General features: G+C 68.4%; 8 protein-coding genes. All 8 read left to right on the top strand.

The genetic code is table 11. The features are described 5' to 3' along the window. The first annotated feature begins 46 nt into the window (after positions 1-46). A complete protein-coding gene (locus tag AB0M59_RS34625; protein WP_364623867.1) occupies positions 47-1,084 on the top strand; it encodes an MCE family protein in 1,038 nt (345 codons plus the stop codon). After that, entirely contained in the window at positions 1,081-2,067 is a 987-nt protein-coding gene (locus tag AB0M59_RS34620) for an MCE family protein (RefSeq protein WP_364623865.1), read from the top strand. The genes AB0M59_RS34625 and AB0M59_RS34620 overlap by 4 nt, the downstream gene beginning before the upstream one ends. Further along, complete coding sequence (locus AB0M59_RS34615) at positions 2,064-3,248, top strand: MCE family protein (protein WP_364623863.1); 1,185 nt, start codon at positions 2,064-2,066, stop codon at positions 3,246-3,248. The genes AB0M59_RS34620 and AB0M59_RS34615 overlap by 4 nt, the downstream gene beginning before the upstream one ends. After that, positions 3,245-4,423 carry an MCE family protein gene (locus AB0M59_RS34610; protein ID WP_364623861.1) on the top strand — a complete coding sequence of 393 codons (1,179 nt, stop codon included), beginning with the start codon at positions 3,245-3,247 and terminating at the stop codon, positions 4,421-4,423. Before AB0M59_RS34615 ends, AB0M59_RS34610 begins: the two co-directional genes overlap by 4 nt. Continuing rightward, positions 4,423-5,688 carry an MCE family protein gene (locus AB0M59_RS34605; protein WP_364623859.1) on the top strand — a complete coding sequence of 422 codons (1,266 nt, stop codon included), beginning with the start codon at positions 4,423-4,425 and terminating at the stop codon, positions 5,686-5,688. Before AB0M59_RS34610 ends, AB0M59_RS34605 begins: the two co-directional genes overlap by 1 nt. Positions 5,689-5,724: 36 nt before the next feature. Further along, the gene (locus AB0M59_RS34600) at positions 5,725-6,312 is read left to right on the top strand and encodes a hypothetical protein (protein WP_364623857.1); all 588 of its coding nucleotides are present in this window, start codon (positions 5,725-5,727) and stop codon (positions 6,310-6,312) included. An 82-nt stretch (positions 6,313-6,394) separates the two neighbouring features. Further along, positions 6,395-7,384, top strand: a complete 990-nt coding sequence (locus tag AB0M59_RS34595) for a hypothetical protein (protein WP_364623879.1) — start codon at positions 6,395-6,397, stop codon at positions 7,382-7,384. Between the two features lie 713 nt (positions 7,385-8,097). Further along, a complete protein-coding gene (locus tag AB0M59_RS34590) occupies positions 8,098-11,601 on the top strand; it encodes a DNA-directed RNA polymerase subunit beta (RefSeq protein ID WP_364623855.1) in 3,504 nt (1,167 codons plus the stop codon). The last annotated feature ends 77 nt before the right edge of the window (positions 11,602-11,678 follow it).

The following is an 11,678-nucleotide window of genomic DNA, read 5'->3' as shown; positions in this document are numbered from 1 at the left end:
CACTGCTCGTCGGACCGCTCTACCGCGGGGCGGAGGTGACGGTGAAGTGAGGGGCCTGCTCGCACCGCTGATCAAGCTCGGCGTCTTCGTGGTCGTCACCGTGGTGCTCACGACGATCCTCGGGATCAGCATCGCCAACATCAACACCACCAGCACCAACGCCTACAAGGCACGCTTCACCGACGCGACGCTCCTGCTGCCCAACGACGACGTCCGCATCGCCGGGGTCCGCGTCGGGCAGGTCAAGGACGTCAAGATCGTCGACAAGCGCCAGGCCGAGGTCGAGTTCGAGGTCGACTCCGGGCGGACGCTGCCGGCCGGGGTGACCGCGCAGATCAAGTTCCGCAACCTGGTCGGCCAGCGCTACGTCTCGCTCGGCGAGGGCGACGACAGCGACGACAGCGCCGGGAAGACCCTGCAGCCCGGCGGCACCATCCCGCTGGATCGCACCACGCCGGCGCTGGACCTGACCGAGCTGTTCAACGGCTTCAAGCCGCTGTTCACCGCGCTCAACCCGGACGATGTCAACAAGCTGTCCTACGAGGTCATCCAGGTCCTGCAGGGCGAGGGCGGCACCGTGGAGAGCCTGCTGTCGCACACCGCGTCGCTGGCCACCACGATCGCCGACAAGGACCAGGTGATCGGCCAGGTCATCGACAACCTGAACTCGGTGCTCGACACGGTCAACGCCCACACCCCGCAGCTCAACGACCTGATCGTCAAGCTGCAGCAGCTGGTCTCCGGGCTGGCCGCCGACCGCAAGCCGATCGGCGACGCGATCGAGAGCCTCGGCAACCTGGCCGAGACGACGTCCGGCCTGCTGGGTGACGTCCGGGAGCCGCTGAAGAACGACATCAGCGCCCTCGGCACCCTCACGGACCAGCTGAACAAGAACGAGCCGGAGCTGGAGCACTTCATCCAGTTCCTGCCGACCAAGGTGAGCACGCTGACCCGCACCGCGGACTACGGCTCCTGGTTCAACTTCTACGCCTGCGAGTTCTCCGGGAGCGTCAGCTTGCCGCCACTGATCAACGACGTCGCGCTCCCGTTGATCCCGGTCAACCGGGAGAGGTGCACGGGATGAAGTCCTTCCAGAAGCGCAACCCCGTCCCGATCGCGCTGGTCGGCATCGCCGTCCTGGCCCTCGGCTTCATCGCCGCGCTGAACTCCGACGACCTGCCGGTGATCGGCGGCGGCACGACCTACACCGCCGAGTTCAGCGAGGCCTCCGGGCTGCAGAAGGACAACGACGTCCGGGTCGCCGGCGTCAAGGTCGGCAAGGTCAGCGACATCGAGCTCGACGGCGCGTCGGTCAAGGTGTCGTTCAAGGTCAAGGACGCCTGGCTCGGCGACCGGACCAGCGCCGCGATCAAGATCAAGACGCTGCTCGGTCAGAAGTACCTGTCGCTGGACCCGCAGGGCGAGGGCTCGCTGAACCCGGGCACCGGGATCCCGCGCGACCGCACGATGGCCCCCTACGACGTGCTCGACGCGTTCCGCGGGCTGTCGCAGACCGTCGACAACATCGACACCAAGCAGCTGGCGCAGAGCTTCGACACGATCTCGCAGACGTTCGCCAACACGCCGGAAGACGTGAAGGGCGCGCTGTCCGGGCTGTCGAAGCTGTCGGACACGATCGCCTCGCGCGACACGCAGCTGTCGAACCTGCTGGCCAACACCCGCGAGGTGTCGCAGACCCTGGTCGACCGCGACACCGAGGTGCAGAAGCTGCTCGACGACGGCAACCAGCTGCTCGCCGAGCTCTCGAAGCGCGAAGACGCGATCACGTCGCTGCTGAACGGCTCCCGCGAGCTGGCGACGCAGCTGCAAGGCCTGATCGACGACAACGGCAAGCAGCTCGACCCGGTGCTCACGTCGCTGGACCAGCTGACGTCGATGCTGCAGCGCAACCAGGACTCGCTGGCCCAGGGCATCGCGAAGTTCGCGCCGTTCATCCGCGTCTTCACCAACACCATCGGCAACGGCCGCTGGTTCGACAACTACATCTGCGGCCTGGTGCTGCCGTCGTTCGGCCCGATCAACGAAGAGGGGTGCTACACGAAATGAGTGACACCCGCTTCGGCATGGCCCTGACCCGGGGTTTCACCATCGCGATCGTCCTCGCGCTCGTCGTCGCCGGCGGGATCTGGTGGACGCTCAAGGACGCCGGCCGCAACCACCTGACCGCGTACTTCGCCGGCGCCGTCGGCCTGTACGAGGGCAACAGCGTGCGGATGCTCGGCGTCGACATGGGCACGGTCACCAAGATCCAGCCCATGGGCAACCAGGTGAAGGTCGAGTTCGAGTACGACCGCTCGGTCGCCGTCCCGGCCGACGCCAAGGCGCTCATCGTGGCGCCGTCGCTGGTGTCGGACCGCTACGTCCAGCTCGCCCCGGCCTACGTCGGCGGCCCGCGGATCTCCGACGGCGCGGTGATCGGCCTCGACCGCACCGAGGTGCCCCTCGAGGTCGACCAGCTGGCGTCCAGCCTGGCCCGGGTCAGCGAGACCCTCGGCCCGAACGGCGCCAACAAGAACGGGTCGCTGTCGAACCTGCTGACCACCGCGGCGGCCAACGTCGACGGCAACGGCCAGGCCCTGCACGACACGATCACCAAGCTCGGCCAGGCGGCCGGGACCCTCTCCGGCAACAAGGACGACCTGTTTTCCACCGTGGAGAACCTCGGCAAGTTCTCGCAGACGCTGGCCGACTCCGACAAGTCGGTCCGCAGCTTCGAGAGCCAGCTCGCCGACGTCAGCGGCTACCTGGCGTCCGAAAAGGACAACCTCGCCGCGACCGTCCAGCAGCTGGGCACGACGCTCACCTCGGTGCAGGCGTTCATCGACCAGAACCACGACCGGCTCAAGTCCAACGTGGACAAGCTGGCCGGCATCACGAAGGTGCTCGTCGACCAGCGCAGCTCGCTCGCCGAGATCCTCGACGTCGCGCCGGTCGGCCTGAGCAACCTGGTCAACACCTACAACGGTTCGTCCGGCACGCTCGACGCCCGGCCGAACCTCAACGAGCTGACCCAGCCGCCGCTGGTGATGATCTGCCGGTTGCTCAAGCAGGTCGGCAGCAACAGCATCCCGGACGCGCTCGGCAACGCCTGCGAAGGCATCGCCGGCGTGGTCGACAAGGCGATCCCGCTGCCGTCCGTGGCGCAGACCGTGCAGGCTCTGCAGTCCGGCCAGCTGCCGCCGCTCCCGCTGCCCATCGCCGGGCAGCTCTACGGAGGTGGCCAGTGAAGAAGCTACTGACCGTCGGAGCGCTCGCCACGGTGTCAGCTTTGACGCTCTCGGGCTGTGCGTTCAACGGCATCTACGACCTGCCGCTGCCCGGTGGCGCCGACCTCGGCGACCACCCGTACACGGTGAACGTCGAGTTCCGCGACGTGCTCGACCTGACCCCGCAGGCCGGGGTGAAGGTCGACGAGGTGCCGGTCGGCCGCGTCGAGAACGTCGGCCTCACCAAGGACGGCTGGCACGCGCTGGTGACGCTGAAGGTCAACGGCGGCATCAAGCTGCCGGCCAACGCGATCGCGAACGTGAAGCAGTCCAGCCTGCTCGGCGAGAAGTACGTCGAGCTGGCCTCGCCCGGCGACGACCAGGCCCAGGGCAAGCTCGCCGACAACGCGACCATCCCGCTGGCCCGGACGAACCGCAGCGTCGAGGTCGAAGAGCTGCTCGGCGCGCTGTCGCTGCTGCTCAACGGTGGTGGCGTCGACCAGCTCAACACCATCACCAAGGAGCTCAACAACGCCACGTCCGGCCGCGAGCCGGACATCAAGGCGCTGCTGGACAACGCGAACCAGCTGGTCACGAACCTCGACCAGCAGTCGCGCAACATCACCCGCGCCATCGACGGGCTGAACCGGCTGTCCTCGACCCTGAACGGCCAGAAGGACAAGCTGGTCGGCGCGGTCGACAACCTCGGGCCCGGCCTCGGCGTGCTGGAGCAGCAGCGCGGCCAGCTGGTCACGATGCTGCAGGCCCTGGACAACCTCTCCGGCGTCGCCACCGACACGGTGAACCGGTCGCAGAAGGACCTCGTCGCCGACCTGAAGGCGCTGACGCCGACGCTGCAGAAGCTCGGCGAGGCGGGCAACGACCTGCCGAAGGCCCTGCAGATCCTGCTGACGTTCCCGTTCAGCGACCAGGCCGTCAACGACGTCAAGGGCGACTACTTCAACCTGTTCGCGAAGGTGGACCTGAACCTGAAGACCGTCGTCGAGAACCTGGGCAACAGCCGCCAGAACGCCCTCTCGGGGCTGCTCCCGCTACAGGGGCTGACCGGTGGGACCGAGGGGGCGGCGGGCAACCCGCCGCTGCCGATCCCCGGCGAGAGCGGTCAGCCGCAGTCCGGGCAGTCGAAGCCAGGGCTCGGAAATCTCTTCGGGCTCCTCTCGGGAGGTGCGGGCTGATGCTGGTTCGCCGGACGAAACTCCAGCTGATCGCCTTCGCGATCATTTCGATCGTCGCGATCGTGTACGCGCTGATCCGGTTCGCCGGGCTCGGCACCGTGTTCGGCAACGACGGCTACACGGTGAAGCTGCAGCTCAACGAGTCGGGCGGCATCTTCACCAACGCCGAAGTCACCTACCGCGGCTACAACATCGGCCGGGTCGGGGAGATGCGGCTGACCCCGACCGGGCTCGAAGCCGACCTGAACATCGACCCGTCGGCGCCGCAGGTGCCCGCGGACCTCGACGCGGTCGTCGCCAACCGGTCGGCCGTCGGCGAGCAGTACGTCGACCTGAAGCCGAAGGCCGACAAGGCCCCGTACCTGGCGGCCGGCTCCGTCATCCCGGCGTCGAAGACGACCACCCCCGTCAGCACCGACCGGCTCATCGGCGACCTCGACACGCTGGCCGCGTCGGTCCCGGTCGACTCGCTGCGCACGGTCGTCGACGAGTCCTACGACGCCTTCCGCGGCACCGGCGGCGACCTGCAGAAGCTGCTCGACACCGCGCGCAGCTTCACCGCGACCGCGCAGGAGTACCTGCCGCAGACGATCCAGCTGCTCGACCAGGGCGGCAAGGTGCTGGACACGCAGAACGACGAGGCGGAGAACTTCGCGTCGTTCAGCAAGAGCCTGAACGAGCTCACCGGCACCCTGAAGAACTCCGACGGCGACCTGCGCAAGCTCATCGGCATCACGCCGCAGGTGGCGACGCAGATCAGCCAGGTGCTGCGGGAGTCCGGCCCGGGCCTCGGCGCGCTGACGGCGAACCTGCTCACCACGGCCAACCTGACCGTGATCCGGCTCGACGGCATCGAGCAGGGCCTGGTCACCTACCCGGCGCTGGCCGGGGCGGCGAGCAGCGTGGCGCCCGGCGACGGCACCGCGCACCTCGGCCTGGTGCTCAACCTCTTCAACCCGCCGTCGTGCACCAAGGGGTACCTGCCGTACTCGCAGTACCGCACCGGAGCCGAGACTTCGCCGAAGGCGGCGAAGGAGGACGCGTACTGTGCCGAACCGAAGGGCAGCCCGATCAACGTGCGGGGCGCGCAGAACGCGCCGTACGGCGGGGTGCCGGTCGCGCCGTCCGCGAGCGATGTCGACGCGAACGCCAACCGGCCGGCCGAGGAGCTCGCGGAGGAGCGCGACACCCGGGGCGTCCCGGGCATCGTCGGCAGCCCCGGCGTGAGCCTGACCAGCCTGGGTTCGCTGCTCGGCCTCGCCTGACGTGGATTTGATGACCGTTACCTACCCTGGAGTGCTATGAGTTCGGACGAGTCGACCGCCGTGGCGGTGGCAGAGGCCGAGGAGCCGGCCCCCGAGACCCCGTCGAAGGAGCCGTCCTCGCGGATCCTGGTGCTCGGTGCCGCGGCGCTGGCCCTGGCCGCGCTGATCGCGGCGGCGATCTTCGGCGTCCAGTGGTGGGTGGCGGCGAACGACGACAACGCCGGCCTGGCGGCCTCGCGCGAGGCCGTGGTCAAGGCGGGTACGAACGCGCTGAAGGCCTACACCGAGGTCGACTACCAGGACCTGGACGGCTTCTTCGCCCGGCAGAAGTCCGTGTCGGACGACAAGATGTCGCAGCAGATCGACCAGTCGGCGCCGACGTTCCGCAAGGCCCTCGCCGACGCCAAGACGAAGGTCACCACGGACGTCCAGGACATCGCCGTCGAGGAGCTGGACGACCACGAAGGCAAGGCCAGCTTCCTCGCCGCCATCGCCACGACCGTCACCCAGGGGGACAAGAGCAGCGCGAAGCCGCTGCGCCTCGAGGTGTCGATGACCCGCGTGGGCGACGACTGGAAGCTGTCCGGCATCGACAGCGTCCCGCTCGTCGCGGCCGGCCAATAGCGTCACCCAGAAGGAGCTCGTAGTGCCCCCCTCCCGCCGCCAGCCGCCCCGCAGCAGCACCCCGCCGCCGCGCCGGCCCCGCGTGGCCGGCCTGCGCAAGCCCACGTCGGACGAGTCCGGCGCCGAGCGGACCGGCCAGCTCCCCGCCGTGCCGTCCGTGCCGTCGCCGCCGGCCGAGACCAAGAAGCCGCGGCCCCGGCCCGTGCCGCGCCCGGCGCCGAAGCCGGCCGCGAAGCCCGAGTCGTTCGAGGCCGCGAGCGGGCAGCTCGACACCGCGCCGTCGGCCGAGGACACGGCGGTGTTCGCGGCGGTCGGCACCGAGGACGAGCCGAAGGTCGACGCGCTCACCGGCGAGCCCGACGAGGACGAGACCCCCGCGCGGCCCGCGCCGCGGCGGAAGAAGCGCGACACGGGGATCGCGAAGCCGACCGACGTCTCCGACGTCCCGGTCGTCGACGAGGACGAGCCGTCGAAGCCCGCGGGCCCGAAGGTGCAGCGGCCGTACGTGGTCGCGGGCGCGCTGGTGCTCGTCGCGCTGATCCTGGGCGGCCTGGCGTTCTGGTTCAAGTCCGAGGAGGTCCAGGTCTCCTCGGCGACCAGCAACACGGCGCTGCTGGACGTCGCGAAGACGGCCCAGGTCAAGGACGCCGTGTCGAAGGCGGCCGAGGCGCTGTTCTCCTACGACTTCAACAACATCAAGAAGACCGAGGACGCGGCGAACGACCTGCTCGCCAACGACGACGTCAAGAACAAGTACAACTCGCTGATGGGCGAGGTCAAGCGGCTCGCGCCGGCGCAGAAGATGGTCGTGACCTGCAAGGTGACGCGCGCGGCGGTGATCATGCTCAACGGCGACCTGGCGAAGGTGATGGTCTTCGTCGACCAGACCTCGACCCGCACGGACACGAAGAAGACGACCGCGGGCACCGCCCAGCTCCACCTGAACGCCCAGCTCCAGGGCGACAAGTGGAAGATCACGGACATGGACACGTACAACGCGCCCAAGGTCCCGGCGGCCACCCAGGCGCCGGCGTCGTCCGCACCGCCGGCGTCTCCGTCGCCGACGAAGTAGCGCTGTCTTCGGCCGCGGCCCGGGACCCCGAATCGGGTCCCGGGCCGCGGCCGTATTCGGGGTCCAGCGGCCCGCAGCGCCGCCCGCGGCTCGGGCCGGTCACGCGGGGACCGGCGATGGCGTTCCAGACGCTCCAGGGCCCTCAGCCGGCCGGGACGCGTGCGACGCCTGAGGCACCTGGGACGGGCCCCGCCCGGTTACCGGAAGGTGCCGCGACACGCCGTCGCCGGCGGAACCGGTGCCGTCCGAAGTGGCCTGGAACACAGCTCGCACGGACGAAGAAATGTGGAAATCCCCAGGTCCGACCCCTACTACTGGCGCTACCGGCCGGTAACTGGAAGACTATTCGGCCGCTCACGCTCCGCTGAACCTCTTCCACGCTGCGCCAACCGGCGGGACCCCCGTGTGGCATCTTGACTCTCGGGCCCGGTGGGTTCACGCTTACTCCCGACGGCGAAACCGGCGGCCCTTGCGGGAGGGACCAACCGGCTCGCCTGGAGGCATACCTGAAGACGTCGCGAGGCAGGCTGGGCCCCATCGGGAGCGCCCCCTGGACAGACCGCGCCGTTCGGGCTAGACTGCCTCTTTGCGCTGCCCTCTTTCAGGCTGCCCGGAGCCGGTAGTTAGGATAGTGGGCACACGGCACCCTTGACAGTCGCTCATAGCTGTTGCTATGGCGGCCGTCACCGCTCATGTCCCCGGAAGGACGCATCTTGGCAGTCTCTCCCGCGAACCAGGCCACTGCTGCGACCACCTCGGCTGAATCTCGCTCGGAGTCCACGGGAATCCCCGGCGCGCCCAAGCGGGTTTCCTTCGCAAAGATTCGCGAACCGCTCAACACGCCCAACCTGCTCGACGTCCAGATCCAGTCGTTCCAGTGGTTCACCGGGGACGAAGCGTGGTTCGAACGCCGTGTCGAAGAAGGTGAAGAAAACCCGGTCGGCGGCCTCGAAGAGGTCCTGAACGAGATCTCCCCGATCGAGGACTTCTCCGGGTCGATGTCCCTGTCCTTCTCCGCTCCGCGCTTCGACGAGGTCAAGGCCTCGATCGAGGAGTGCAAGGACAAGGACATGACGTACGCCGCGCCGCTGTTCGTCACGGCCGAGTTCGTCAACAACAACACCGGCGAGATCAAGAGCCAGACGGTCTTCCTGGGCGACTTCCCCGTGATGACCGACAAGGGCACGTTCATCATCAACGGCACCGAGCGTGTCGTCGTGTCCCAGCTGGTCCGCTCGCCGGGCGTCTACTACTCGAAGGACGTCGACAAGACGACCGACAAGGACGTCTTCAGCGTCCGCGTGATCCCGAGCCGCGGCGCGTGGCTCGAGTTCGACGTCGACAAGCGCGACACCGTCGGCGTCCGCATCGACCGCAAGCGCCGCCAGCCGGTCACCGTCCTGCTGAAGGCCCTGGGCTGGACCACCGAGGCGATCCGCGAGCGCTTCTCCTTCTCGGAGACGCTGCTGGCGACCCTCGAGAAGGACCACACCGCGGGTACCGACGAGGCGCTGCTCGACATCTACCGCAAGCTGCGCCCGGGCGAGCCGCCCACGAAGGAGAGCGCGCAGACCCTGCTGGAGAACCTGTTCTTCAAGGCGAAGCGCTACGACCTGGCCAAGGTCGGCCGGTACAAGGTCAACAAGAAGCTGGGCCTCGAGTCGCCGTACGACACCGGGACGCTGACCGAAGAGGACATCGTCACGACCATCGAGTACCTGGTCCGGCTGCACGCCGGCGAGGACAAGGTGGTCGCGGCGAACGGCGTCGAGATCCCGGTCGAGACCGACGACATCGACCACTTCGGCAACCGGCGCCTGCGCACGGTCGGCGAGCTGATCCAGAACCAGATCCGGGTCGGCCTGTCGCGCACCGAGCGCGTCGTGCGTGAGCGCATGACGACGCAGGACGTCGAAGCGATCACCCCGCAGACCCTGATCAACATCCGCCCGATCGGCGCGGCGATCAAGGAGTTCTTCGGTACTTCGCAGCTGTCGCAGTTCATGGACCAGAACAACCCGCTGTCGGGCCTGACGCACAAGCGTCGTCTGTCGGCCCTCGGCCCGGGTGGTCTGTCCCGTGAGCGCGCCGGCATGGAGGTCCGGGACGTCCACCCGTCGCACTACGGCCGGATGTGCCCGATCGAGACGCCGGAAGGCCCGAACATCGGCCTGATCGGCTCGCTCTGCTCCTACGCGCGGGTCAACCCGTTCGGCTTCATCGAGACGCCGTACCGCAAGGTCGTCGAGGGCCGGGTCACCGACCAGGTCGACTACCTGACCGCGGACGAAGAGGACCGGTACGTCAAGGCCCAGGCCAACGCGCCGATCTCGGACGACGGCACCTTCGTCGAAGACCGGGTCATGGCCCGCCGCAAGGGCGGCGAGGTCGAGCTGATCGACCCGCTCGACATCGACTACATGGACGTCTCGCCGCGGCAGATGGTCTCGGTCGCGACGGCGATGATCCCGTTCCTCGAGCACGACGACGCGAACCGCGCCCTGATGGGTGCGAACATGCAGCGCCAGGCCGTGCCGCTGCTGCGCAACCAGGCCCCGTACGTGGGCACGGGTGTGGAGCTGCGCGCCGCGGTCGATGCCGGTGACGTGCTCGTCGCCGAGCAGTCCGGCATCGTCGAGGAGCTCTCGGCGGACCTGATCACGATCATGCACGACGACGGCACGCGGAAGAGCTACGGACTGTACAAGTTCCGTCGCTCGAACCACGGCACCTGCTTCAACCACCGCCCGATCGTCAACGAGGGCGACCGGGTCGAGCAGGGTCAGGTCATCGCCGACGGCCCGTCCACCGAGAACGGTGAGATGGCGCTCGGCAAGAACCTGCTCGTCGCGGTCATGCCGTGGGAGGGCCACAACTACGAGGACGCGATCATCCTCTCGGAGCGCCTGGTGCAGGACGACGTCTTGACGTCGATCCACATCGAGGAGCACGAGATCGACGCCCGCGACACCAAGCTGGGCGCCGAGGAGATCACCCGGGACATCCCGAACGTCTCCGAGGAGGTCCTCGCCGACCTCGACGAGCGCGGCATCATCCGGATCGGTGCCGAGGTCCGCGACGGCGACATCCTCGTCGGCAAGGTCACGCCGAAGGGCGAGACCGAGCTGACGCCGGAAGAGCGCCTGCTCCGCGCGATCTTCGGCGAGAAGGCCCGCGAAGTCCGCGACACCTCGCTGAAGGTGCCGCACGGCGAGACCGGCAAGGTCATCGGCATCCGCGTGTTCTCGCGCGAGGACGACGACGAGCTGCCCCCGGGCGTCAACGAGCTGGTCCGCGTCTACGTGGCCCAGAAGCGCAAGATCCAGCCGGGCGACAAGCTGGCCGGCCGGCACGGCAACAAGGGTGTCATCGGCAAGATCCTGCCGGTCGAGGACATGCCGTTCATGGAGGACGGCACCCCGGTCGACATCATCCTGAACACGCACGGTGTGCCGCGACGGATGAACATCGGCCAGATCCTCGAGCTCCACCTGGGCTGGCTGGCCTCGCAGGGCTGGACGATCGAAGGCAACCCGGACTGGGCGAAGAACCTGGCCGACGAGCTCTACGACGTCGCGCCCGGCACGAACACCGCGACCCCAGTGTTCGACGGCGCGAAGGAAGAGGAGCTCACCGGGCTGCTCGGGGCGACCAAGCCGAACCGCGACGGTGAGCGCATGGTCAAGGAGAACGGCAAGGCGACCCTGCTGGACGGCCGCTCCGGCGAGCCGTACCCGTACCCGGTCGCGGTCGGCTACATGTACATCCTGAAGCTGCACCACCTGGTCGACGACAAGATCCACGCCCGCTCCACCGGTCCGTACTCCATGATCACGCAGCAGCCGCTGGGTGGTAAGGCGCAGTTCGGTGGACAGCGCTTCGGTGAGATGGAGTGCTGGGCGATGCAGGCGTACGGCGCTGCCTACACGCTGCAGGAGCTGCTGACGATCAAGTCGGACGACGTGGTCGGCCGCGTCAAGGTGTACGAGGCCATCGTCAAGGGGGAGAACATCCCCGAGCCGGGCATCCCGGAGTCGTTCAAGGTGCTCCTCAAGGAGCTCCAGTCGCTGTGCCTCAACGTCGAGGTGCTCTCCAGCGACGGCTCCTCGATCGAGATGCGCGACTCCGACGACGAGGACCTCGAGCGCGCCGCGGCGAACCTCGGCATCAACCTGTCCCGCAACGAGTCGCCCTCGGTGGACGACGTCGTGCACTGATCGCGAGCTGAGCTGAGGGCCGGCCTCCCGCAGGCCCTCAGCTCGCCCGCCACCCCCTCTCTAGCCGAAACAACCCC

It is taken from the genome of Amycolatopsis sp. NPDC051371 (genome assembly GCF_040682155.1).
GTDB lineage: Bacteria > Actinomycetota > Actinomycetes > Mycobacteriales > Pseudonocardiaceae > Amycolatopsis.
This window is presented reverse-complemented; position numbering and strand designations above follow the sequence as displayed.

Excerpts from the sequence above, each read along its gene's own strand:
- AB0M59_RS34600 (WP_364623857.1), top strand. The coding sequence starts at position 5,725 with ATGAGTTCGGACGAGTCGACCGCCGTGGCGGTGGCAGAGGCCGAGGAG.
- AB0M59_RS34605 (WP_364623859.1), top strand. The coding sequence starts at position 4,423 with ATGCTGGTTCGCCGGACGAAACTCCAGCTGATCGCCTTCGCGATCATT.
- AB0M59_RS34620 (WP_364623865.1), top strand. The coding sequence starts at position 1,081 with ATGAAGTCCTTCCAGAAGCGCAACCCCGTCCCGATCGCGCTGGTCGGC.
- AB0M59_RS34615 (WP_364623863.1), top strand. The coding sequence starts at position 2,064 with ATGAGTGACACCCGCTTCGGCATGGCCCTGACCCGGGGTTTCACCATC.